General features: G+C 39.1%; 20 protein-coding genes. 2 read left to right on the forward strand and 18 right to left on the reverse strand.

Going from position 1 to position 25,043, the window contains the following annotated elements; genetic code table 11:
* Window positions 1-47: 47 nt before the first annotated feature.
* From NAT51_RS12585 to NAT51_RS12625, 9 genes are all read right to left on the reverse strand, one after another.
* Window positions 48-647: a peptidylprolyl isomerase gene (locus tag NAT51_RS12585; RefSeq protein ID WP_250598439.1), complete on the reverse strand. Its 600-nt coding sequence runs from the start codon at window positions 645-647 to the stop codon at window positions 48-50.
* Between the two features lie 27 nt (window positions 648-674).
* Entirely contained in the window at window positions 675-1,214 is a 540-nt protein-coding gene (locus NAT51_RS12590) for a GNAT family N-acetyltransferase (RefSeq protein WP_250598441.1), read from the reverse strand.
* Window positions 1,215-1,245: 31 nt separating this feature from the next.
* Complete coding sequence (locus NAT51_RS12595; RefSeq protein WP_250598443.1) at window positions 1,246-2,082, reverse strand: hypothetical protein; 837 nt, start codon at window positions 2,080-2,082, stop codon at window positions 1,246-1,248.
* Window positions 2,083-2,263: 181 nt separating this feature from the next.
* Complete coding sequence (locus tag NAT51_RS12600; RefSeq protein ID WP_250598445.1) at window positions 2,264-2,833, reverse strand: DUF4256 domain-containing protein; 570 nt, start codon at window positions 2,831-2,833, stop codon at window positions 2,264-2,266.
* A gap of 36 nt (window positions 2,834-2,869) precedes the next feature.
* Window positions 2,870-3,166 (reverse strand): hypothetical protein, encoded by a 297-nt coding sequence (locus NAT51_RS12605; RefSeq protein WP_250598448.1) that lies wholly within the window; start codon window positions 3,164-3,166, stop codon window positions 2,870-2,872.
* A 98-nt stretch (window positions 3,167-3,264) separates the two neighbouring features.
* Window positions 3,265-7,677 (reverse strand): T9SS type B sorting domain-containing protein, encoded by a 4,413-nt coding sequence (locus NAT51_RS12610; protein WP_250598450.1) that lies wholly within the window; start codon window positions 7,675-7,677, stop codon window positions 3,265-3,267.
* Window positions 7,678-7,708: 31 nt separating this feature from the next.
* The gene (locus NAT51_RS12615; protein ID WP_250598452.1) at window positions 7,709-9,988 is read right to left on the reverse strand and encodes a choice-of-anchor L domain-containing protein; all 2,280 of its coding nucleotides are present in this window, start codon (window positions 9,986-9,988) and stop codon (window positions 7,709-7,711) included.
* A gap of 141 nt (window positions 9,989-10,129) precedes the next feature.
* Window positions 10,130-10,564, reverse strand: a complete 435-nt coding sequence (locus tag NAT51_RS12620) for a DUF1456 family protein (RefSeq protein WP_250598454.1) — start codon at window positions 10,562-10,564, stop codon at window positions 10,130-10,132.
* Window positions 10,561-11,355, reverse strand: a complete 795-nt coding sequence (locus NAT51_RS12625; RefSeq protein WP_250598456.1) for an alpha/beta hydrolase — start codon at window positions 11,353-11,355, stop codon at window positions 10,561-10,563. The genes NAT51_RS12620 and NAT51_RS12625 overlap by 4 nt, the downstream gene beginning before the upstream one ends.
* Window positions 11,356-11,409: 54 nt before the next feature.
* On the opposite strand from NAT51_RS12625, the gene NAT51_RS12630 reads away from it, so the two are divergent.
* Entirely contained in the window at window positions 11,410-11,811 is a 402-nt protein-coding gene (locus tag NAT51_RS12630; protein WP_250598458.1) for an excinuclease ABC subunit B, read from the forward strand.
* Here the strand turns inward: NAT51_RS12630 and NAT51_RS12635 are convergent.
* Both NAT51_RS12635 and NAT51_RS12640 read right to left on the reverse strand, forming a co-directional pair.
* Window positions 11,808-13,928 (reverse strand): tetratricopeptide repeat protein, encoded by a 2,121-nt coding sequence (locus NAT51_RS12635; RefSeq protein ID WP_250598472.1) that lies wholly within the window; start codon window positions 13,926-13,928, stop codon window positions 11,808-11,810. The two genes, NAT51_RS12630 and NAT51_RS12635, sit on opposite strands and share 4 nt — an antisense overlap.
* Window positions 13,929-14,071: 143 nt before the next feature.
* The gene (locus tag NAT51_RS12640) at window positions 14,072-14,818 is read right to left on the reverse strand and encodes a LytR/AlgR family response regulator transcription factor (RefSeq protein ID WP_250598473.1); all 747 of its coding nucleotides are present in this window, start codon (window positions 14,816-14,818) and stop codon (window positions 14,072-14,074) included.
* 174 nt (window positions 14,819-14,992) lie between these two features.
* Between NAT51_RS12640 and NAT51_RS12645 the strand changes: the two genes are divergently transcribed.
* Window positions 14,993-16,684, forward strand: a complete 1,692-nt coding sequence (locus NAT51_RS12645) for an SBBP repeat-containing protein (protein ID WP_250598475.1) — start codon at window positions 14,993-14,995, stop codon at window positions 16,682-16,684.
* Between the two features lie 40 nt (window positions 16,685-16,724).
* Here the strand turns inward: NAT51_RS12645 and NAT51_RS12650 are convergent, their stop codons facing one another.
* The 7 genes from NAT51_RS12650 to NAT51_RS12680 all read right to left on the reverse strand — a co-directional run bounded on the left by NAT51_RS12650 (window position 16,725) and on the right by NAT51_RS12680 (window position 25,018).
* Window positions 16,725-17,621, reverse strand: a complete 897-nt coding sequence (locus NAT51_RS12650; protein WP_250598477.1) for a DUF6252 family protein — start codon at window positions 17,619-17,621, stop codon at window positions 16,725-16,727.
* 77 nt (window positions 17,622-17,698) lie between these two features.
* Window positions 17,699-18,016, reverse strand: a complete 318-nt coding sequence (locus tag NAT51_RS12655) for a DUF6252 family protein (RefSeq protein ID WP_250598479.1) — start codon at window positions 18,014-18,016, stop codon at window positions 17,699-17,701.
* Between the two features lie 7 nt (window positions 18,017-18,023).
* Window positions 18,024-20,012: an excinuclease ABC subunit UvrB gene (gene uvrB / locus NAT51_RS12660; RefSeq protein ID WP_250598481.1), complete on the reverse strand. Its 1,989-nt coding sequence runs from the start codon at window positions 20,010-20,012 to the stop codon at window positions 18,024-18,026.
* 80 nt (window positions 20,013-20,092) lie between these two features.
* A complete protein-coding gene (gene rlmF, locus NAT51_RS12665) occupies window positions 20,093-21,049 on the reverse strand; it encodes a 23S rRNA (adenine(1618)-N(6))-methyltransferase RlmF (RefSeq protein WP_250598483.1) in 957 nt (318 codons plus the stop codon).
* Window positions 21,050-21,105: 56 nt separating this feature from the next.
* On the reverse strand, window positions 21,106-21,768 hold the full coding sequence (locus NAT51_RS12670; protein ID WP_250598492.1) for a thiamine diphosphokinase: 663 nt from the start codon (window positions 21,766-21,768) through the stop codon (window positions 21,106-21,108).
* Window positions 21,769-21,820: 52 nt separating this feature from the next.
* Window positions 21,821-22,636, reverse strand: coding sequence for a DUF4249 domain-containing protein (locus NAT51_RS12675; RefSeq protein WP_250598494.1), 816 nt, complete (start codon window positions 22,634-22,636; stop codon window positions 21,821-21,823).
* Between the two features lie 3 nt (window positions 22,637-22,639).
* Window positions 22,640-25,018, reverse strand: a complete 2,379-nt coding sequence (locus NAT51_RS12680; protein WP_250598496.1) for a TonB-dependent receptor — start codon at window positions 25,016-25,018, stop codon at window positions 22,640-22,642.
* Window positions 25,019-25,043: the final 25 nt, after the last annotated feature.

Raw genomic sequence — 25,043 nt, forward strand, 5'->3', positions numbered from 1 at the left:
GACAGGCTCAGTGTATCAACTCATCCACCAATTGCAACATTAGGGGATTATTGTTGTTTTTTGAGCGACAATAAGATTAATTCTTCGAATTGTTTGTCATTAAAAGTTTTCAGTGTGACGTAGTACCATTTATTTTCCGGTATGTCTATGGTGAAAATGTCGTTCAGTTTATGCTTTTTTACAGCTTTTTCAAATTCAGGTACCATCATTCCGTCTGTGAACCAGTTTAAATCGCCGGTTTGGTTACTGTCCATTGTGTATTCTTTGGCCAAATCAGAAAAAGGAGTTCCTGATTTGTATTTTTCCAATATGGTTTTTCTGGATTTGTTTATGGCTTCCATTGACAGTTTGTTTCCGTCAAGGTAAATATAGCTTACCCGGTGTGCGGTAATTTTTTTAGAACTGATTACTTTATACACCAGTGTTCCGTCATTGAAAACATCCCCGGTTTTCTTTCCGTTGAAAAATCCGGATTCGTTTGACGGGTCAATTTCCGGTATGATTGACCAGACCAATGCTTCTAATTCAGGGTTTTCGGTAGCAAAATCATTAGCCTGTTCAAAGGTATTGATGTTTTTGATTAGTGCTTCCTGTCCGAAACAACCGAATGATAAAAGTATGGCAGTCAGTATTGGTATGAATTTCATTGTTCTTTATTTAAAAATCCGAAGATATCAATTTCTGTGACTAACGGGTGCCGTTTTGTGTTTTAATTTCTCCAATCTCCAGACAATATTTCCCGGTTCGGTTTTGGTGATTTTGAAGTTGTTTTTTTTCAGTGTGCGTTGGGAGGCGATGTTATCATCATCAGTTTCGGCGATAATTGCTTTTACGGTTTGATTTGTGAAGCACCATTTGGCCAATTCACCAACCGCTTCCGGCATGATGCCTTTTCCCCTGAAATCTTCAAAGGTTTCATAGCCTATTTCCACTTCGCCTTTCTCATTGGGTGTTCCTTTGAGGCAGATTTCGGCTGCGATGGCATTTTCCGCTTTTAAAATGATGACCCAAAAAGTATAGAAGAGGTTAGTGGTACTTTCGGTTTTGATATTGGGTAATACGTTGTTGATGATTTTGGTTTTGATCCGTTCGGTCATAACACGATTGTTCTGCAATAGTCCCATTTCTTTTTCCAAGGCATCGGGAATAATGTATTTTTCCATTTGGTCATGGCTAAGCGGAATGATTTGCAGTCGGAGAGAGTCGATCATCATGATTTTTGGGATTGATGGAATTTTATTTTAATTATTTCAGTTTTACTATTTTCTTTCTTTCATCGGCTTCTTCCGTTCTGTAAGTGATTTCAATCCGTTTCTTTTTGACTTTACGGACTAATCCTTTGAATTCCTTTAATTGCTTTTCAAGTGCCTGATTGAGCGAATCATTTTCAGTCACAATAATTTTGTCTTCGGTTCCGAAAAGGCCGTATTGGTTGCAGGCTTCAGGTAAGTCGGGCAGTTGCCAGTCCCATATGTCGAAACTGTAGATTTCGGTCCATTGATTGTTTTTGTACGTTGCGATATGCCAGCTGTTCAAGTTGGAGTAGTCGGCATAATTGATTACATAGGATATTTCGTCGGTACCGTCGCCATTGAGATCCCCTTCGTTTTTTAAGTAGGAGAGACCGATTTGCTGTCCGTGGCCTGATACCATCATGGTGTCAATTTTGGTGTTGTTGGAAATTAAAAAAGACATAGGGTCTTTATTGATGGTAAGTGCTATTAATTGGCCCATATCACCCAGATTGTCATAAAATTTATTGGTTTCTTTTTTCTCTTTGAGACTGTAAAAATGCTCGATCAGCTTTTCCTTTTTTCCGTCGCCGTTAAAGTCACCGTCTATGACAAAGCGATAACCGAAAATTGGTTTGATATTCTTGGGTATTTTTTTCAGTTCTTCAGCTATCCAATCCATTGTTTCTTCCTCTTCTTTGGATTTCTTTTCAGCGGCTGTATCGGTTTTTTGTTTTAGGGCTGTTTTGTTTTCTTTTGACTTTATAGTATTATCGGCAGGGATTTCTTTCTTGCAGCTGATGAATAACAGGGTTGAAATCAGGAAAAGAAATGCGGTTGTGGGTTTCATGGAAAGAACAGTTACTTTATTGTTATTTAAAGATCTTGAGATTATGTTTTTATTTAAGACTTAACGAAATAGGTGCAACGAGTGATGTATAATCTTCGTTGATTTTATCAATGTTCAAATTTAATTCATCGGTATTGTTTTCAGAATTGTTCCAGTAAATGCCATTTGTTTTTTTAATAAATTAAACCCTCAGTGCACCTCGGAATCCCCTTACGGCATAATAAGACTGGGCTCCGTTGTGGTAGAGGAAAATTGTTCCGTAGCGGAATTCGGAGTACAGGGCGCCGCCTAATTTTCTGATCCCTTCAGGTGTTTTGATCCAGCTGGAGCTTTTGGTGTCAAATTTTCCAAGTGACTGCAATTCCCGGTATTGTTCTTCGGTTAAGATGTCGATACCCATTTCAGTTGCCATATCGAGAGCGTTGTTTGACGGTTTGAATTCTTTTCTGGCGTCGAGTGCTTCCCGGTCATAACAGATGCTTCTGCGTCCTTTTGGCGTTTCGGGTGAACAATCGAAAAAGAGGTATTCGTCTGATTTAGTATCGTGACCAATGACATCCGGTTCCCCTCCGGTTTTTTCCATTTCGTTGAGCGACCATAGCTTATTTGGGTTGGCTTCCAATTTTGTTTGGATTGCTTCCCATTGCATTCCTTTGTGGCGGTTCATGTTGTTTTCGAAGCGTGTTTTCAGTAGGCTGTAGCATTCTTCACGCGCTTCAGGAGATAATTCTTTTGAATAGGATTTAGCCATGACAAGATTGTTTTATATTTTGTGATGCAGTCTTTTTTATTGCTGCTTGATCGTTACCGGAACCGGACCGCCGTGTGATAGAAATCCACCTCCGATTTCGTCTATGTTAACATCCAGTTCATCAGTGGTTGAGATGCGGGTTATGGTAACATCTATAGAGCCGTCTTCGTTAACCGGAACCAGTCCGTAATTTTTGGGAGCAGTTGTAATTGCTGTTTTTTCATTGCCTGATGCGTATGATTTCGGGACGATGTCAATGCTTTGTAGTGTTAGTACAGTTAAACATACGGCAATAATAGTCAGGACGGTTTTTGTGTACAGATCAGTTTTCATAATTGGTTTTATTGAGTTAATGAAACAGTATGACTTTTCGGTCTAACCAAATATAAGAAAAAACATAAAAAAACTCCCTGATAGCAGGGAGTTTGTGATTATCGTTTTAAAGTGAAGTGGCCTCTTACTTCGCGGCCGTCTTCCAGTGTTGATTTGTACCAGTAATCGTCGGCCGGTAGCGGATTTCCTAAATAGGTACCGTCCCAACCCGGTGATAAAGCCGTAAATTCTTTTAAGAGTTTACCGTAGCGGTTGAAAATCTGGATACGGGCATTTGGATTGAATCTGCTGTTTGCTCCGATGATGTTCCAGTATTCGTGGTATCCGTCACCGTTAGGCGTGAAGAATTGCGGGAAACCTGTTACCGAAACCTGTACTTCCAATACCGGACATCCATTCAGGTCGATTACATAAACCGTGTGTAGTCCCGGGCGTACGTTTTCGAAGAATCCGGTCGTTTGTCTTTCGGCAAACAGATCATCCAATGCGAATACATAATTACCCAATCCAGTTACTGTTACCGTAATGGTATTGTTTTCGGTTAAATCTTTAACAACAGGATCACCTGCCAAAGTAGCCGAATTAGATTGTCTGACCGTTATTGTTCTTTCCTTGAAACATCCCGTTGCGTTATATACTTCCACTTTGTATACCCCACTTTGGTTTGTTGTCAGGGTAGAAGCGGTTTCACCTGGCAATAAGATTGTGTCCCTGTACCATTTATAGGTGTAATTTGCAGGATTAGCGCTACTTGCTAAACCGGAAGTTAGTGTTTGGTAAATGTTTGGTTCATTTGTACAAATGTGTACGTCATCAGCTCCGTCAGCATTCGTATCGATTGTCGGTTTCGGATCAACTACCAACTGGAAGTTAGTACTTCCCACACAGTCATTTGTGCTGGCATCTTCAAGTCGCACCCAAATGGTTTGGGTGTTAGGATAGCCGATGTTACGGTAATTTGTGATGTTTGTAATAGCCAGTGAATTGCCCGCTGCATCTACTTCCTGAAGGAAATCAGTATAGTTTTTATAGAACTTGTAAGTATAGCCAGTTGCCGAAATCAATCCGTCAATGTAAGTCTGTACACTTGTTAAGTCGAAAGTAGCAATACCATCGTAATCGTCGTTCGCGGCATCGATATAATCGTCACATACGTGTAACGGAGCGATAGTTGCGGCACTCAGGATAGCATTTGTAGTTGAAGAGACCAACTGCATGCTAACTATTTCAAAACAATTATTGGCATTTGTTGCCCTAGCCCAGATTATTTGAGAATACGGAGTAGTATTGGCAAAAGCCAATGGGTTTGTGATTTGTACCGAAGCATCGTTAGTTTGTGCTCCCGTTTGCGTGGTGAAATACGTGAAAGTTTCGGTAGCTGCGTTAGCCGAAAGATCATTCTCTTTCTGGCGCAGGTTGAAAGTTGTGATACCATCAGTGTTGTCATCACACTGAACGATTCTCACGCCTGAGTTTAAAACCGGTTTCGGGTATACGGTCAATTGTGCACTGTTAGAGAAGAAGTCACATCTGTTTCCGGTTCTGTTTAATTGAGAGCGGTACATATAACCGTTCATACTGTTTTGAATGTTAGTAACCGTTAACTGGTTGGTTGTTACATTCGAATAAGTTGCATCATTAGCAAGATTAGTCCAGTTGATACCACCATCGACAGAAACCTGCCATTGGAAGAAGTCGGCATTTGAAGTCACCTCAAAAGTGGTACTTTCGAATAAACACTGCGCTTTGTTTACCGGATGCGTAGTAACCGTAACAGGAGCCGATGTAATGTAATCAGGATGAGGAGTTGTGTATCCAACAGCGCTTGTTACCAGTCCGTTTGTGTTTGTAACAGCAGGAGAAGTTCCGAGGATACCATCGTTATCAGGATCAGCGAATCCCGCTTCTTTAGCATCAAAACACTGGTCGTTGTCACTGTCAAGATCCCTGTAGTTGCTAATGTTGTCTGTGTCAGTATCAATTGCACCTTCAACAGAATCCAGAATACCGTCATTATCGGCATCAAGATCAATATAATCAGGAATGAGGTCAGCATCAGTGTCAGTAGGAACAAGTCCCGGTTCGTATGCATTATCAAGACCGTCAAGATCCGTGTCGGTATTTGTTGCTGTTGCAGGTGTATTTCCTTGTGCTTCAATATTATCTGAAATGATGTCATTGTCACTGTCGGTATCTAACTGATCCGGAATTCCGTCTGCATCAGAATCCTTGTAAACACAAGTAGCCACCAATTTAAAAGTTGATTTATTAGGAGCTGTGTCCAATAAGTTTTTGTGGGTAATTTTGAAAGAAGTCGTCTGGAACGATTTAAATCTGAAAGTAGCAGTTCCTGCAGCCATTGGTGTATTACCGTTCAGGCGGAATCGGATTTCAAAAGATGAAAACTGTGTTACCCCGCTTTCATAAATACCATCATAGTTCGTGTCGATTAATAATTGGTTGTCCGGGTTTAAAACCGTAACCGTTTTATCGATGTCCGAGTTTACCACATATTCCGCATTAGCGTTGATTAAATCGGTTGCAGCGGCAGTTTGCGGATAATCCAGGGCCACATTAAGCGGTTGGCTGAAAGTTACTTTGTAATCTACGTAGTATCCTTTTCCGGCCGGAATATCAGTGATGAAGCTTCCATCAGCATTTCCGGTAAACGGAATTGCTGCGGCAGGTAATGAGTTAGTTGAAACAGCGGTATAGGTAACAGGAGAATTCGTTATTGTTCCGGCGGCTACCGTTGTATTGATTGGCTGGTCTCCGAAAGATTCGGTACAGTTATCGATACCGTCGTTATCAAAATCAGCGTCTACGTTATCATTTGCCAAATCACCTTCCTGATTGGTAGGGCATGAGCTTACCGGGATACGGTCAGATTCCAGATTGGTGTTACACGCAGAGATGGTAGCCTTCACGTGGTAAAAACCAGGTTGTGTCGGAACATATGAATTAGTAGTAGCACCCGGAATTACCGTTTCGTTGAAATACCATTGGAAAACGTCGAACGATGTAGCATCGTTTACGGATAAGTTTACGTTAGGCAAGCAATTATCGCTGGTAACCGAAATTTTATTGAATGCAATTTCCGGTTCAAAAGTAAAGCCTGAGTAATAACCACCGTAAGTTGCAGCGCCTGATGAACCATAATAGGAAAGGTATACCGATTCACTTGAGAAAACCGAAATATTTCCGGTTAATCCTGAGAAGATATACGTTACATAATCAGTATTTCCGATTACGTTAGAAGGTCCGGTATAAGTTACACCGATTGAAGCTAAGCTGGTTAAGGTATGGTTTGTTCCGTTAATGATGAAGTCAAGGGTAGCTCCGGTTTTGGTAACGATACAAACCGTTCCTCCGAAATTATTGTCACTTCCCACTTCGTTAATCCTTGGTATATTGTTGATTACTTTTGGTGTTTCACAGCTCAAAGGCGGAACAAAGTGCATGTTCTGATTAGCCAGGTTAGGGTTTCCGTCAGTACCTATTCCACCTATGGCCTGATAGGCGAATACTTTTTTTGAAGTTCGTATATATAAGTTCCTGTCCGGTGAAAAACTATTACCGTCGAGAGCAAAATATTCCCCTTCGTTGATTGTGGCGCTTGGAGTTGCGCTTCCGTTGACGTAGATTTCGGTATTGTCTTCATTTGCGATTATAAGCGGTCTTTCAACTTCATTAAAACCGTCACCTTTGACAAAAATATATTCGGTACCTGTTCTTTCGGCAGAAACGATTTGGTCAAAGCCCAAGTCCAGATTAGTTGTATTACTGTTACTTCCTGCGAAAGTACCGCAGTTTACGGCAATAGGTTTGTTCGAAGAGATGGAAGCACCGATCAGACCGTCGCGGTTGGCGTCATTGAATCCACCCTGAGTGGCGATGATATAACTTTCGCCACTGTTTAAAGTAACGCTGAAAGCCGTATTTCCGGTAAAGCTGTTGACTAAAGTTACCCCCGGTTTGATATCATCAAAAGTGATTACCGTATTGTTTTCGGTCGCCAGTACAGATGCAAATGTGTAATAATTTTCGGTGAAGGCAGGTGTTCCCAGATTCAGGAATCCTCCAATTCTGAATTGGGTTCCCAGAGCTGCTAAACCTTTAGATACGAGTCCGCCGGCGTGGAATCTACCCGGTGTTGCTACCGTTCTTACGGTAACGTATACTAAATCTTCAGCTTCGACGATATATCCTTTGTCGTTTAAAACCGAATTGGCACTACCTTCATCAACAATGAGTTGTGTATTTGAACCAGAGGTTGCAATGGAAAGTATGTATGGGTTGTCCCTTGAAACCGTCCCATTGATGGTTGTTCCTCCTAATTGGATGATTCTGAAATTGATAGGTGTAACACTCGGACAGGAAATGTATAAACTCTGATCCTGTGGAACGATATTGGCTGCATTTGATATTGGCGGAATGTAATGCGTTTTACTGAATTGTGCCAAGCACGAAACGCTAAACAAAACGCTTAGTAAGAGTAATTTTATTTTCATGGGTTTTTTAATTGCAGCCCAAAGGTATTAATTATCTTTTAAGCGTGAAGTGACTTTTTACTGTTTTTCCGTTTGAAAATGTTAAAATGAACCAATAATCGTCAGCCGGAAGGCTTTTTCCGTTGTAAGTACCGTTCCATCCTGATGTATTTGATGTGAACTGTTTAATGAGTTTTCCGTAACGGTCAAAAATACTGATTGTGGAAACCGGTAACAATTGCAGGTTTTCAATTTTCCATGTATCGTTATAACCATCCCCGTTTGGCGTGAAAAATTTTGGAAAATCCAATACATAAACTACCGCTGAAGGAGTAGGAGTACAGCCGTTTTTATCCCTTACATAAACTGTATATTCGCCAGCTTCAAGGTGATTAAAAACAGGACTGTCCTGATAAGTAACCCCGTCAATAGAGAACTCATAATCACCGCCATTATCGGTGTATGTTATGGTAATCGAATTGTTTTCAGAAAAGTCGTTGACAATTGCGTCTATGTTAGTTGCCGGTGCAGAAGGAAGCACATTGAATGTTTTGGTTGCTTTGCATCCGTTGTTGTCTGTCACTTCAACGGTATAATTCCCTGCAGCCGATACCTGTGTTTCAAAATCGGTATCACCATTTGACCAGTTGTATGCATTAAATGTATTTACGACACTTAGTGTTATGGTTTGTCCAGGACATAAATACACTGATTGGTTTTCGAAATTTGCCGGACTGTTGAAATTGATATGTAAGACCACATCTACAATATCGTAGCAATCAGGGCCATTTACAATTCTGGCGAAGATTGTTTGCGAGTTTGGAGTTGTGTTCGAGTAATTATTTGCCAGTGGATTGGATTGATTTTCGGCGTTAGTGGCCGTTGCATAATATTCAACCACCATTCCGGAAGGAAGACTTGCGGTTATCAGTGGTGTGATTTCGGTGTTGAGGTCAAAAGAAGTGATTCCGTTTTTGGTTCCGTCTTCATCACATTTCTGATAGGTTACAGGTGAATTTGCATTGTTATTTGAAATGCTTAATGTTACCTGTGCATAGTTTGAACAGTTATTGGTACCGGCTACTCTGGCATAGATTGTTTTAGGGATGCTGTTGTAAGCTGTTGGGATTGTGATTTGGTTTCCGCCAATACTTTCGTAATAGGTAACTGCGCCTAAATTAGGATCATTGTTGCGGATCAGGTTGTCCAGTTTAGTCAGGTTGAAAGTAGCTGAGCCGTCATTATTGCTGTCGCATTGTACCAATGTCTGGTTAGATAAAACGGCTAAAGGAGCAAACTGTATTTTTACGGTTCCGGTTGACAGGCAGGTTCCGTTGATCATTACCTCGGCTTTATATTCGACGATATTCTGATTGGTATTGTCACTTATCGTGAATGTTGGTGTTATGATGCCTGTAAAGACATTGTCTTTGTACCATCTGTAAGTGTTTCCGGTTCCAAATTGCGATGCATTAAGAGTCACGGTGTCTCCCGCACAATATGCATTGTTTGATGCCATTAAGTGATCGGGTCCTAAATCTGTTTCGCTTTGAAAAGTACCACCGCCTAAGAATATGGCAGAATCATACAATCCATTTCCCTGATCTGCGATTACTAATTTTATATGATATGCATTACCGGCTATAACATCAGCCTGTGCTTTTAAAATTTTAGTCTGGCCATTGAAGGTTGTGGGATGGTTAAATCCGTTGAATGCGTCAAAATAAGCTTCGTTGCTTGCAGGGCATACTGTGCCTGATCCTCTGATGGTATTGACTGATACAGGAATGTTAGTACCCGGTACCAATGCTATATTCTGATAATTCCCGTTGGTGGGTTTGATTAAAAAGGCAAAACCATCTGTAAATCCGCACTGATTGGGAGAAGGATTACTCAAATATTGTTCAGAAGAAAAGATATAGTCAAAACTGATTTTGTTTGTATAGGGAGTGAAATCAAATTCCAGAATAGTGGCATTTAAGGTGTTTCCTAAACCAAGAGCTTGTTCTAAGTCCTGATCTCCAGCCCAACTACCTATTGTTTCGCTGCTGTTTCCGGTATTAGGACCGATGGCAGAAACGGCACGTCCGGTACTTAAAACGATGCCGTTATTGAAAGGAAAAGTGCTTGTTCCCTGATTGAAACTTCCAAAACTTTGGGCTCCGGTAAAAGAGCCGCCGCTTACGGATACATTTGTTGCCTGTCCGCAACTGTTTCCGGCGAAGAAATTGTTTACGAGTTGTTGTGCGGTGAATGTATCGTCGACCTGTATGTATTGTGAATATGAGGTACTTGAAAAAGTAAATAGAAGAATTAGGACAAATTTTTTCATTCTGAATTAAATAGCCTGCAAATATACTACAAATACTTTTTTTTCAGCATATTTAACAAAATCATAGCAATTTTCAATTCAAAAAAGAAACCCCAGACTAATATCCGGGGTTTGTATTTTATACTTTTTTCAAATCAAAAATTACTTCTTTTTATTTTTTCCGTTGTTGAATTTTACTTTTTCCACTACAGAAATTTTAGGTTCTCCTTTTTTAGGTGCTGTTTTGGGTTTGAATGCCGGTTTCTTTTTGAAATCAGTTTTAGGTTTATCACTTGGACTGTTTTCGTTTTTGGTTTTTCCTGCAGCAGAAACAGCTTTCGCGTTAGCATTGATCACATCCATTGCATTTTTAGGGTTTTCTTTGGTTCCCCTTAAATGAATCACTAATCCGTTAAGGAAATTACGCAACACCTGATCACCGCATTCCATGAATTTAGGGTGGTCTTCCTGGCGGAAAAAATTACCTATTTCCCCTTTGGAAATCCTGAAGTCGACTAATTCCAGAATTTCTACGATCTGGTCATCACGCAGCTGCAAAGCAACCCTTAGTTTTTTAAATATTTCGTTGTTATTCATCTGTCCTGATTAAAGAGCCAAAGATACGCTTTTGCGAAAGCATCACGCCATAATTTTTCATTATGTTGTCCATCTTTTACTATTTCTGACGTAACAGTAACTGTTTTGGGTAAGACGGCGATCATTTTCTGCATATCAGACACCATGTCTTCGCTTTCTTTATCTCCGCACAGAAAATACATTTTGGCTTTTAACCCGGATTTTTCGATGAGCGGATACATCTCGGGATTAATCCAGAAAGCCGGGGAAAAAACAAATCCTTTCTGAAACTTGTCAGGGTATTTCTGTAAGGCATATAAGGTAAATAATCCGCCTAATGAGCTTCCGCCGATGGCTGTATACTTTGGAGATGTTTTGATCCTGTAATTTTTTTCGGCATATGGTTTTACTGTATTTACGATAAAATCCAGATAATCATCGGCTTTACCGCCACCATATTTTTCATTAGGATAGGGTGTGAGTTCATCTATTCTTTTGTCGTTTCCGTGTTCAATTCCTACCACTATGACTTCTGCATTGAGACTGTCGAGTGTTTCGTCAACATTCCATTCACCTGAAAATGATGTTTTGGAATCGAATAAATTTTGTGCATCCTGTAAATAGATTACCGGATATTTTTTTGAAGTTGTACGGTAATTCTTAGGAAGACAGATCCATATTTTGCGGTCTGTTTTTAATTGGGGAGAATGCAGAGTTATGGTGCTGACCTCTATTAAATCAAGGCTTTTCTGGCCAATTGCCAAAGTTGGGAATGTTAAAAAGAAAAGTAGTTTTATCAGTCTGGCAGGCATTATCCTTTTGGAATTTTGATTAAAAAGTATAGTTTTGTTAAAAATAATCAATTTATGAATTCCTACGAAGACAAAATCAGTTTACTTTCAGAAATGATCGGCTTTGCCGTAATCGACGGCGTGTTGCATGACCGTGAGTATGATTTTTTGCTGATGGTTTCGCAGGAATTACAGATTGATAAGGAAACTTTTCTGGAGTTGTTCAAAAAGCGTGATGAGGTCAAAGTCATTAAAGATGAATTTCACCGTATCCTGCATTTTTACCGTTTGGCTTTATTGATGCATTGTGACGGGGTTTTGCATGCCCATGAGCGTGTTGCCATCAATGAGATAGGGATTAACATGGGACTGAATCCGAATGCCATGAAAAGAGTCTTGGGATTGATGGAACAATCGCCGGATCAGATGGTTGATGCCGAAGTATTGCTGGGCGCTTTCCAGGAACAGTTAAACTAGTTTACCGGTATTTTCAGGGTTACTTTTGTGCCTGTTACCTCGTTTCCGGTATTTCGTATATCTTCATAAACAATCAGATTTTTGATTTTTTTGGTTTTATCCAATAGTGTCAATCGTTGCGCAATGGAATCTGTTGAAAATGATTGATGATTGTTTTCATTCCGGGTTTTGATGGCAGCCGATTTTTCCCTTCCGATTCCGTTATCTTCAATAGTGCAGATAATGAGTTCTTCCGACTCGTTATAATCAAAAATAATCGTTATTTTTTTAAGTCCTTCTTTGTGGAGCAGGCCGTGTTTGATGCTGTTTTCGGCAAAAGGCTGTATTAGCATGGGCGGAATTTGTAAATAATCTTCATCTACGTTGTCAGAGCAATTTATTGTGTACTCAAAATTGCTTTGGAACCGCATTTTTTCCAGTTCAAGGTATTTGGTCAGGATTTCTATTTCTGATGCAACCGTTATCAGCTTCTTACCCGAAACATTTAAAATCTGTCTGGTCAGATAGGTGAAATTACTCATTTGCTCATTAGCCTTGATTTTATCACCGTACATGAATTGTTCCTGAATGCTGTTGAGTGCATTAAAAATAAAATGTGGGTTCATTTGGCTTCTTAAGGCTTTGATTTCACTTTCAGAGGCTTTCTTTTCAGCTTCAATTGTTTTTTCGGCTTCCTGTAACTGTATCTTTAGTAATTCATTTTGTTTTTTGGTTTTAAAACGGTTGAAGAAAAAGTAGGATAATAATGCAAGGCCAATAATTGAGCCGATGAAAGTATAAATCAAAATCGATTTCCGTTGTGATTGCAGTTCACTGATTTGCTTTTGTTGTTTTAATTGGTTGATTTCCGATTCTTTTTTACCGGTTTCGTATTTGTATGTTGCTTTTAGTGCTATTTCTTTGCTTTCGTCGTAGTAAATTTTCTCTGCAATTTCTGATGCAATGGCCTTATAATCATACGCTTTTCTATAATCATTACTTTTGAAATATACCTGACTCAGGATTTCAGCAGCATTCTTCTTATCAGAAGGGAATTTAGTGTTTTCCGTCAGTTTATACGCTTTTAAAGCATAATCCTGTGCTTTTGATAATTCATTTTGCTGATTTAGAATAGTAGCGATTTTGATGTATGTTTTACACAGATGTAAGTTGGCATTTATTTTTTGAAAAATGTCAGCCGCTTTGATGTAATGGGATTTGGCTTTGGTGAATTCTTTTTTGTTGAAGTAAATATCCCCGAATGTTTTCAGGGAGTATGCAATGAAATCATTGTTATTGGTTTTTTTTGCCAGACTGAACGAATTGGTATTATGCTTTATGGCCAAATCCAGTTGATTACTGTTAGTGTAGGCATTGGCTAAACTATTGGAAGCGATGGTAATCCGCTCTGTATTGTTAGTTTCTTCATTGATTTGTAAGCATTTTTTATAATAGTTTATACTGCTTTTAAAATCATTCTGATTGTCAAAAATCCGCCCTAAAGCAAAATAGGTTCTCTCTAAGCCTTCCTTATCGTTTAAAGTTTCAAATAATTTTAAAGCCTGTAAGTTGTATTTTATGGATAACTGATTATTTCCTAGATTGTTATAAATGTATCCGAGATCGGTTACTATGTAGGCAAGTCCGGATTTGTCACCGGACAAAACAGAATACTTATAGGCTTTTTTCATGTAGGCCAGGGTGCTGTCTATTTTTCCTGAATAATCGTATGCTGTGCCTATGTTTTGAAGTGCAAGGGCTGTTCCGTAATGGTATTGGATTCCATTTGCAGTTGCAGATGATTTTTTATACCAGTTAATGGCTTTGGTATAGTTTTCTTTATACAGTTCATATGCGCCATTGTTGTTGTAAGCAATGGAGAGGTATTTTATATAGGTTTTCCGGATTGTTTTGTTTTTCTCCGATTTTCCTTTCTTCAAAGTGATTTGTTGAAGTTCCAAATTATAGTTTACCCATATGTTTTCATCGTTTTCGCTTTCAATCAGTTTGTTTAGGTAATAGCAACGGGTCGTGTCTTTTTTGGGATGCTTGTTTAATAAAGCCATGATTTCTTTCGGATTATCCTGTGCCAATATAAAATTAACAGTAAAAAGAAACAGTATCAGGTATTTATTCATTTTAAATTATAAATTTGGAATACTAACATTAAAAGAATTCATTATGTTTTATCTAGTTGATGTAATGCTTTTCGTTGCTGAGAACATTAACATTTCATGGCCTTTGGCTAAGTAAAGTAAAAACTCCTTGTAGTGGGGAGTTTTTAAACACTTATACGACTGATAAATTCATCAAACTCCGATTTTTTTTCCCTTGCCACGGGAATTACTTTTCCGTTTTCGAACAGAAGAGTTGAGCCTTCTTTTTTATTGTATTTTAAAATCATCTGTATATTGACAAGGTAGGAACGGTGTACCCTGAAAAATCGGGAATCGCCCTGAAGCAATTCGTCAAATTCCTTAATTTTTTTACTGATCAGGTATTTTTCGGTGTTGGTAATCACATGCGTGTAAGAGCCATCGGCTTCAAAATACAAGATGTCTTCTATTTTTAAAAATGTCAGTCCGTCAGCTTGCGGAAGTGCAATTTTCTGGAGTTGGTTAACGGTAATATTTTCTTTTAGAAGGTTTATTTTCTGTAAAATCTGATTTTGTCCCTGTTGTTTGATTGCTTTTTCAACGGCTAACTGCAGTTTGCTGATGCTGATGGGTTTCAATAAATAATCGGCTGCGGAAACTTCAAATGCTTTGATGGCATATTCCGAATAAGCCGTACAAAAAATCGTTTCAAAAGTTGGGTTTTCGAAATAATCAAACAAGGCAAAGCCATTCTCGTTGGGCATTTCAATGTCTAAAAATACAATATCTATTGCATGTTTATTCAATAGTTTTACTGCAGTTTTAACATCAGGCGCTTCTTCTATAATTTCAATCCCTTTGCAGTGATCGTTAATTAAATTCCGCAATAATGACCGGGCATTTGGTTCGTCATCAACAAGGATTGCTTTCATTGTTCAGTTTGTTATTGAATTGCTAAAATACAAGATAAATTGATTAAAAGCAGTTTTCTGTTTTGTAAAATACTACCATTTATGAAGTCAAACCGACTGTTTATGAATTGATTGCTTATTTAAGATGATTTAGGCAGTAATCTTGTCCTGAGAAACACGAAAAACTAAATTATCATGAAAAAACTTTACGTATTAGTAGTTGCTGTATTTTCGGTTGTTGTTGCCGAAGCACAGAATTTTGAATGGGTTAAGACTTTTGGATCTACAGGAGTAGACGGAGGGAATGCATCGGTAGTTGATGCTGCAGGAAATGTATATACAACGGGAACATTCCGTGGGACTTTTGATGCTGATCCCGGGCCCGGAACCACAACGCTGACCAGTGCAGCCGGTGGAGGAGTTGATTTTTACATCACTAAATTCGATGCATCCGGAAATTTCGTCTGGGCAAAAAAAATTGGAGGCTCCGATTTTGACCAAGCTTATTCGATGGCGGTTGACAATACCGGGAATATATATCTGGCGGGTTATTTTGCTTATGTAGTGGATTTTAACCCTGATGCAGGAGTGAATAATATGGGTGCGGGAGGTGTTTTTACGCCGCAGGGATTTCTTTTGAAACTGGATACTAACGGAACTTATGTCTGGGCGAAGCAATTCACGACTAATGCTGTTTCAGGTAATGCAGTCGTTGTTACAACCGTATCTGTTGATGCAAACAATAATGTTATGCTGGGCGGCTATTTCAAAGGACCGATGGCAGTAGATTCGGAACCGGTTGTTTTTACGTCAACTGGTGGTACTAATGATTTTTTTATAATTAAGTACAATACATCGGGAGTCTACCAATGGGCAAAGCAGGTTGGTTCTTTGGGTAGTGAATCGGTAAACGGTATAGCTACAGATGCAGCGGGGAATGTTTATGCAACGGGTAATTTTGGTGCTGTGACCGATTTTGATCCGAGTCCGGTAGTGCAAAACTACGGGCCGGTTGGAGGAGCATCTGATTGTTTTTTGCTGAAATTGGATACTTCAGGCAATTACCAATGGGTAAAAAGTATTGGGGGAGGAAATGAAGAGTACGGAAGAAGTGTTGTGGTTAATACTGCCGGAGATATTTATGTGGCGGCTAATTTTACCGGAACGATAATGGTGCCTTTAAGTCCGGCTACGGTTAATTTTCCTTCGAACGGTAGTACTGATAATGTGATTGTTAAATTTGACAGTGCCGGATCGGCTTTATGGGCCAAAACATTTGGTGGCACCGGTGCTGAATTCATTAGTTCTATTACGTGTGACAGTTCCGGAAATGTATTTTCCACCGGTTATTTCAACGGTACTGTTGATTTCGATCCGGGAGTAGCGACAACCAGTTTGACTACAAACGGAGGGAATGATGTTTTTGTGCAAAAGTTAACTGATTCGGGTAGTTTTGTGAGTGCCGGACGTTTTGGAAGTACAGGTAATGATGTAGGGAATTTTATCAGAATTGATGCGAATAATAAAATTATAACCACCGGTACTTTTAACGGAACCTGTTATTTCAATCCGAATTCATCTTCTGTTGATTCTGTTGTGAGTGCCGGAGCTGAAGATGGATTTGTCCAAAAAATGTCAGATCCGTCATTAGGAAATGATGCATTTGATACGGAGACATTTCGTTTGTATCCAAATCCCGGGAATGGAATTTATACTGTAGATTCGCCTGCTGACCATCTTTATTCTGTTGTAAATGTATTAGGGCAAACTATCCAGAAAGGGAGTTTGGTTTTTGGAGCAAACCGAATAGACATCCAAAACCAGCCGGTTGGATTGTATTTTCTCCAATTTGAGAAAGGAAATTCCTTGAAGTTGATCAAGCAGTAAATAAAAAATCCCTTGAGTGATCAAGGGATTTTTGTTTCTTTTATCTGTGTGTAATGTTGAAACTTCCGTTTGTGATTGTAACGGTTTGTGAACCGTTATTCACAGTAAAGTTAAAGGTTCCTACTATATTGTTTCCGTTGTGTGAACTGATGGTTAAACTACCGGAAGTCAGGTTGAATTCAGCCTGTCCGTCAGAATTTCCTATTCCCGCTCCGAAACCACTTGCAGTAGCCAGATTATACGTTCCCGGTGTAACGGTTTTTGGGAAAGATACATTGTAAATCCCAAAGTCTGAAGAAATATTTGCATTGTTTCCGAATAAATTAACTGCATCAGAAACAGAAGTTTGTGAAATCATTAAAAATTTACCATCACTATTGTCAGTATCCATGGTAAATGCAGTTCCACCGTTTCGGGTCAATGTCATTGTACCGTTTGAGTAATAATCATTGTTAATCAACATGACATTGTTTATTTCCCCATTTGTGATGGAAAGGCCACTGCCTTCCAAGTCTTTCAGGTTTGCAGTAAAAGTAGCAGACAGCCTTCCGGTGTTGCTATTGATTTCAGTGATATTTAAAGTAAATGAACATCCTGTTTCAGTGCTGAAATAAATTTCTTCATTTGCTGATACATAGGTCATCATTGCTTCGCTTTCATCGTTATAGCTGTGGGTGCCCACTGTTAAATCTGTAATTGGGATCTGGAAGGTCATGGATGAACCATTAGTCTTTACTCCGGCAATTTCCAGAATATGTACATTTTCGTCGTCAGTTGAGTAATCTTCAATGCTTGCGATTGCACCGGAAGATGACCAACTTTGTCCATCGATTGTACCTGAAATGGATGAGTTGCCTGTAGCGTCATCTGAACCGCTACATGAAAATAATAATAGTCCAGTCAAAACAAGACTTAGTGTTTTTAGGAAATTTTTCATAAATTTTTAGATTGGGATATGTTGACTTAACAAAAATATTAAAATAAATATAACGCGTAAGTAATTTCCTGTTTTTTTTATTTGTGTGTGATGTCGAAACTTCCGTTTGTAATTGTAATCGTTTCTGAACCGTTATTCACTGTGAAGTTGAAGGTTCCCACAATATTGTTTCCGTTATGTGAGGTGATCGTTAAGCTACCGGAAGTCAAATCGAATTCTGCATGGTTATCAGCATTTGGAATACCGGCTCCGAAATCACTATTGGCGGTAAGATCATAAGTACCCGGCGTTACGTTTTTTGGAAAAGATATTTTGTAAATTCCGAAATCTGAAGAAACATTTAAATTGTTTCCCAATAAATTAATTCCGTTTGAATCTGAATTCTGTCTTTTCAACAAATAATTAAATTTTTTCCTGAAGTAATTTGATTTCGTCCCTTAATTTGGCCGCCTGCATGAAGTCCAGTTCTTTTGCGGCTTTCTCCATGGCTTTGCGTTTGTCACGGATTTTCTTTTCAATTTCAGGTTTTGATAAATATTCACTTTCCGGTTCAGCAGCTTTCAGTACTTTTTCCTCATAGTATTTTGTAGAAACTGAATTATTGCTCAGTGCATTACCAAGGCTTTTATTGAGTGCTTTTGGAACCAGATTATTTGCTGTATTGAAATTCATCTGTTTTTCCCTGCGGTAATTGGTTTCGTCAATTGTTTTTTGCATCGAAGCCGTGATTTTGTCTGCGTACATAATGGCTTTACCGTTAACATTACGGGCGGCACGTCCTACGGTTTGTGTCAGCGAGCGATGGCTTCGGAGAAAACCTTCCTTGTCAGCATCTAAGATGGCCACCAGGGAAACTTCCGGTAAATCAAGTCCTTCACGAAGTAAGTTAACACCAATCAGTACATCAAAAACCCCTTTGCGTAAATCCTGCATGATTTCCACACGTTCCAGAGTGTCCACATCCGAATGGATATAACGGCAACGTATTGATACCTTTGTCAAGTATTTGGCCAACTCTTCCGCCATTCTTTTCGTCAGGGTTGTGACTAATGTACGCTCATCAACTTCGCACCGTTGCTGGATTTCTTCAATCAAATCATCAATCTGGTTTAGACTGGGGCGTATTTCAATGATGGGATCCAATAAGCCGGTTGGACGGATAACCTGTTCGACATAAATACCTTCCGATTTTTGTAATTCGTAATCGGCCGGTGTTGCCGAAACATATAAAACCTGATTTTGCAATGCTTCAAATTCTTCAAACTTCAACGGACGGTTGTCCATGGCAGCGGGAAGACGGAAGCCATATTCCACGAGATTTTCTTTACGGCTGCGATCGCCTCCGTACATGGCGTGTACCTGTGAAATGGTCACGTGACTTTCATCGACCACCATTAAATAGTCATCAGGAAAATAATCTAATAAGCAGAACGGTCTTGTTCCGGCTTCACGTCCGTCGAGATACCTTGAATAATTCTCAATTCCGGAGCAATAGCCTAATTCCCGGATCATTTCCAGATCGAAATTGGTTCGTTCTTCCAGTCTTTTGGCTTCCAGATGTTTTCCTATTTCCTTGAAATAATCAACCTGTTTGACTAAATCCTGCTGAATTTCCCAGATGGCATTCTGTAATACGTCGGGAGAGGTAACAAACATGTTGGCGGGATAAATATTCAGTTTTTCGTACCGTTCTATTACTTTGGAAGTTTTGGTATCAAAAGCTTCAATTTCTTCAATGTCATCACCAAAAAAATGGATCCGGAAAGGTTCATCGGCATAACTTGGGTACACTTCAACCGTATCGCCTTTGATGCGGAATGTTCCGGGAGTGAAATCTCCTTCGGTTCTCGAATACAAACTCTGAACCAAGCGGTGCAAAAATTTGGTACGTGAAATGGTTTGGTCCCGTTCAATTGAAATTACGTTTTTTTGAAACTCCACCGGGTTTCCGATACCGTACAAACACGAAACCGATGCAACTACCAATACGTCCCGTCGTCCTGAAAGCAATGCAGAAGTCGTGCTTAAACGCAGTTTTTCCAATTCATCATTGATGGATAAATCTTTTTCGATATACGTTCCGGTTACGGGAATAAAAGCCTCCGGCTGATAGTAGTCATAGTACGATACGAAATATTGTACCGAATTATTCGGGAAAAACTGTTTGAATTCCGAGTATAATTGGGCGGCAAGCGTTTTGTTATGGGCCAGGACCAATGTTGGGCGCTGTACTTCCTGAATGACATTTGCAACCGTGAATGTTTTTCCTGAACCTGTTACACCCAAAAGCGTTTGGTATTGTTCATTATCAATAATCCCTTTGGCTAATTTTTTGATAGCCTGGGGTTGGTCTCCCATCGGTTTGTAATCGGATATGACTTGGAATTTCATTTGTTTTAAGTTGCAAAGTTGACAGTCGCTAAGTTACAAAGTAAAAAGCTAAAGTTTTATTTGGCGGACTATAAAAAAACTTAAAATTTCCAGTTTTTACGTTGGGCTTCCGACTGAAAAGTCCATGCCACCATACGGCTCGTTTTCTGACCTTGTGCCATGTCGATGGTTTTAACGTCAATGGCTCCGACTTTCTTTAGCAGTTTGTAAATCTTGTTGAGGTTTTCTTTTTTAGAAATCAATGTGGTAAACCATAGTACCTGTTGAGGGTATTTTACACTTTCATAAATCATTTGGGTCAGAAAACCTATTTCGCCGCCGTTGCACCATAATTCTGTGTGTTGTCCTCCGAAATTCAATACCGGTTTTGATGCCTGTTTGTATTGCAGATTTTTAGCTTTTCTGGATGTGGCTTTTACGGCTTCTGCCGCAGAAGCATGAAAAGGAGGATTGCAAATGGTGAATGCAAAACGATCTTCAGGTTCGATGATGTTTTTGAAAATAAACCGGGATTCTGTTTGTTTTTGTAAACTGACGGAGTCAATCAGCTTTGGGTTTTTCTGAATGGTTTTTTTACAGCTTTGAAGCGATTCTTCGTTGGTGTCGGTTCCGATAAAACTCCAGTTGTATACAGCGTTGCCGATTATCGGATAAATGCAGTTAGCTCCGATACCGATATCCAAGCCTTGTACGCTTAAACCTTCGGGGATGATTTTGTTATTGGTTTCAGCCAATAAATCAGCAATATAATGAATGTAATCGGCCCTTCCCGGAATTGGAGGGCAAAGGTAATTTTCCGGTATATCCCAGTCGGCGATATTATAATGACTGATCAGAAGTGCTTTGTTGAGTGCTTTTACGGCTTTCGGATTGCTGAAATCGATTGTTTTTTCGTCAGAATCAGGATTGAATTTGTTTGTTGTCAGAAACTCTTTTAATTCCTTGTTGGCTAAAACCAATTGCTCAAAATCATACCCAAAACGGTGTGGGTTTCTTGGGTGTAAATTCTTTTTTTCTGGAGTTATATTTGGTTTCATTTATTCGGGAGCAAAAAATCTGAGGTACAAAGGTAAGAAGAATTTTGGCTACGTTTTTAATCGAAACATTCCATCATCAGTAAATCTCCTCCGGTATATTCAATTGTTACTAACCCGTCCTTGATTACATGATTGCTGCTGCCGGTTCTGTAGCCTATGGTAAGTGTTTCGTTTTTTAACGGATAGAATAAATTTTGTGTGGTAATACCAGATACATGTCCAATTGGAATTAATGAAATGGGAGTATTGGCTGTATGCCATTTTTCAAATTTCCTCGGTAATAAAAAAATCTTTGAATGATCGTCGAGGATGACAATTTTCAATTGGTTACGGTAATGTACAATGTTTGTAATGTTTGTAATGGTATGGTCGGCTCTTTTTCCCGTTGCCCAGATTACATTGGCGGCTTTATGACCTCTTTCAATCAGGAAGTCAAAAGCTTTTTCAAGATCTGTTTTGTCCTGGTCCGGCGTGTGGATGACTTCTAGCGGATATTGCTTTTCTTTGTAGTAATCGGCATCAAAACCACGGTCGAAATCGCCGAGTAAGACATCGATTTTAATACCCAATTCCAATACCCGTTCTATTGCCGAATCCAATACAATTACAAGCGGTGACCACTCCAGTAATTGATCCATTAATTCACGGGAACATTCGGCTCCATTGGCAATAATTAAAGCAGGTTCCTGGTCATCCCGTACGATATGGTGTGAAGACATTTGATTTCAGATTTCGGATTCGGCTCAAAAATGAGCCTTCAAAAGTAAGAAATTATTGGACAACATATTCCCGTGTGTCAATTTCGCCTAAAGCAAAGTAACCTAACGGATAATCTTCAATGTTGGTTTGGTTGATAATATTGCCTCTGAGTGTCGCCGGTGGCGTTGCGAAAGGGTTTCCGGTATTTGTACTTGCAATCGGGATTAATTTGTTCATATAATTGTAATATGAATTGGTAATTCCCTGTAGTGCTAGTTTTAATGTTTTTCCCTGTTCCACTTCACTTGCGTAAAATCCGAACATCACATTTCCCTGAAAAAATTCATCGCTTACGACTCCGTATTCCTGTACTTTTTTCTTAGAGTTTTTAACTCCCAGTAAGTAAAAATTGTTTTCTGCATCATTGTCCTGAAAGAAGAATTTTACCTGTATTTCGTCTTCACCTGTTGGTCCCGGTACTGTTTCCTGTTGGACATTGATGATAGGAGGAGTGGCCAGTAATTTTGAAGTAGAAGTGTAAGTTTGTCCTTGATAAGTTACTGAAAGTGTATAGTCTTCATTGATGACCGGAATAAAGTTATTGCAAACATAATCACCTGAATCAGGCACTTCAACAAAATTAAAAACTGTATTACTGCTATTGGTCACGGTTACGGTTGCTCCATTGGCAAAAATAATATCATTTGTGTAAAAGTCGTTTGTGAGGCTCAACTTTATCGTTTGGTTTTCACCTGTGGTTCCCTTTTGCCATTTAATTATGGCATTGATGACCAATTTAGGTTCACCAGTGTTGAGTGGAATATCAACAGTGTCCTGACATGAAACGGATAAGAAAACTATAACGATGATGAATAAAAACTTTTTCATGGTTTAAAATTTAAAGTTGTAAGAAACTGCCGGAACAATTCCGAATATTGATAAGCGCGTTGCCTCGTTTTTACCGGTTTCACTGTTTTGGCTGAAACTGATGGAAGCGGCATTTTTTCTGCTATACAGGTTGTAAATACTGAAAACCCACTCACTGCTTAATTTTTTTTCTCTTTTTTGACGTGTTTTCATAGTGGCTGACACGTCAAGATGATGGTAAGCCGGTAAACGGTTGTCATTGCGGGAATTATAGTACGGAACAACTACATCTTCAAATACATATTTCCCTGCCGGGTAGGTTACGGGTTGCCCGGACTGGAAGGTAAAGTTTCCTCCGAATGTCCATCGGTCGTTGTATTTGTAACTGGCGGTAACTGCCACATTGTGGGTTTTGTCGTAAGCTGATCGGTACCATTTTCCGTAGTTGATACCAATTTCGGTTGGGGTTCTTCCCGGAGTTTGCTGTTCTGATTTTGATAAGGTGTATGCAATCCATCCGTTGAAATTTCCTGTGTTTTTGCGTAAAAGCATCTCCAGTCCATAAGAACGCATGCGTCCGTTGAGAATAACCTGTTCAATGGCTTCATTGGCAATTAAATCGGCTCCGTCAATATAGTCCATCCTATTTTGTACGCCTTTGTAATAGGTTTCAAGTTCGAGAGTGTAATTATCATCTTTGAAGTTCTTGAAATAGCCTAATGATATCTGATCTGCAATTTGAGGTTTGATATAATTGTCGCTCGGAGTCCAAACATCAAGCGGGGTGGGAGAAGCAGTGTTTGAAATCAATTGGAGGTATTGTACCATTCGGTTATAACCCATTTTTACCGATTGGTCTTTATTGATTTCATAAGACATGGCAAAGCGTGGCTCGAAATAACCGAAGTTCTCGATTGTTTTGTTTCTTCCGAAATATTGGGTGCTGATTGGAGTTCCTTTTTCGTAAATTTTCAATTCTTCGTCATAAACCACCGGTTGGTTGTTTTCGTAATAATTGATGGTAGATTCACCCAATCTGTAAAACAAACTCAGGCGCAAACCGTAAGATATGGATATTTTCTCCCTTAGGCTTTGTTCTACATCGAAGTAGAATGAAGGTTCAAGAGCATATTTCCTGTCTAATTGACGGTAATTGATGGAAGACTCATCATCGATTGGTTCTACTGTTCCCGGATTAAAATTGTAATAAATAGCGTTTGCACCGTAATTTACTTTAGTGCGGTCTGAAAGATAATGTTTGAAATCATATTTCAGATTGTAGGCTTTGATTCCTGAATCCCAGTTAAATCCAATGAAGTCGAGTTTCAGACCATAGTAATAGTCGCTGTAAATTAGGGACAGATTGGAAAATAATTTGTCTGAAAATAAATGGTTCCATCTCAAGTTAAGGGTGCTGTTACCATACGTATTGGTAAAACTTTCACTTAATGTAAAGATATCCCTTCCGAAATATCCTGAAAGGTATAAGTTATTGTTATTGTTTAGTTTGTAATTCAGTTTGGTGTTTAAATCATAAAAATAAGCTTTGTTGTCATTGTCTGTAAATTTTAAGAATAAGTGCGCGTAAGAACCGCGGGCACCGAATAGAAATGAGCCTTTTTCTTTTACAATCGGACCTTCGGCCAATACACGGCTCGTAATTAATCCGATTCCACCATTCATGGCGAATTTGTTGCTGTTTCCGTCTTTCTGGTAAATATCCAAAACTGAAGAAGCCCTGCCTCCAAAACGCGACGGAATACCTCCTTTATATAGCTTAAGGTCTTTGATGGCGTCAGGATTAAAGACAGAGAAAAATCCAAAAACATGTGAAGAGTTATATACGGTTGCTTCATCCAGCAATACCAGATTCTGGTCAGCACCTCCTCCGCGGACATTGAATCCTGATTGACCTTCACCGGCATTGGTTACTCCTGGCAAGAATAAAAGTGATTTAATGATATCTACTTCTCCTAATACGACCGGCATTTGCTTGATAGTTTGTATAGTAAGTTTGTTGATGCTGATTTCAGGTTTCCGGATGTTTGCTCTGTTTTTTGCTGTTACGGCAATCTCATCAAGTTGTTTGATTTGTTTGTTTTCTTCTCTCAGAAAAAAATTCCGTTTCATGTTTTTGTCCAAAACCAGTTGTTCAGTATGCGATGTAAAGCCTGAAGTGAAAAAGTCAACAGTATAAGTTCCTTTGGGAAGTGTTATAGAGTAAAAACCATATTCGTTTGTGTAGACAATTGCATCGGTTTCGATTATCTGTATTGCCACACCAATTAGCTTCTCATTGGATTTTGCATCTGATACGGTTCCGCTAAAAGTGAACTTTTCCTGTGAAAAAAGTGAGAAATTAAGTATTAATGTTAAAATGATAAAAAAAAATTTTCTTTTCATTACTATTAGAATCGGTTAAAAAAAC

Source organism: Flavobacterium amniphilum, from assembly GCF_023634845.1.
Lineage (GTDB): Bacteria > Bacteroidota > Bacteroidia > Flavobacteriales > Flavobacteriaceae > Flavobacterium > Flavobacterium amniphilum.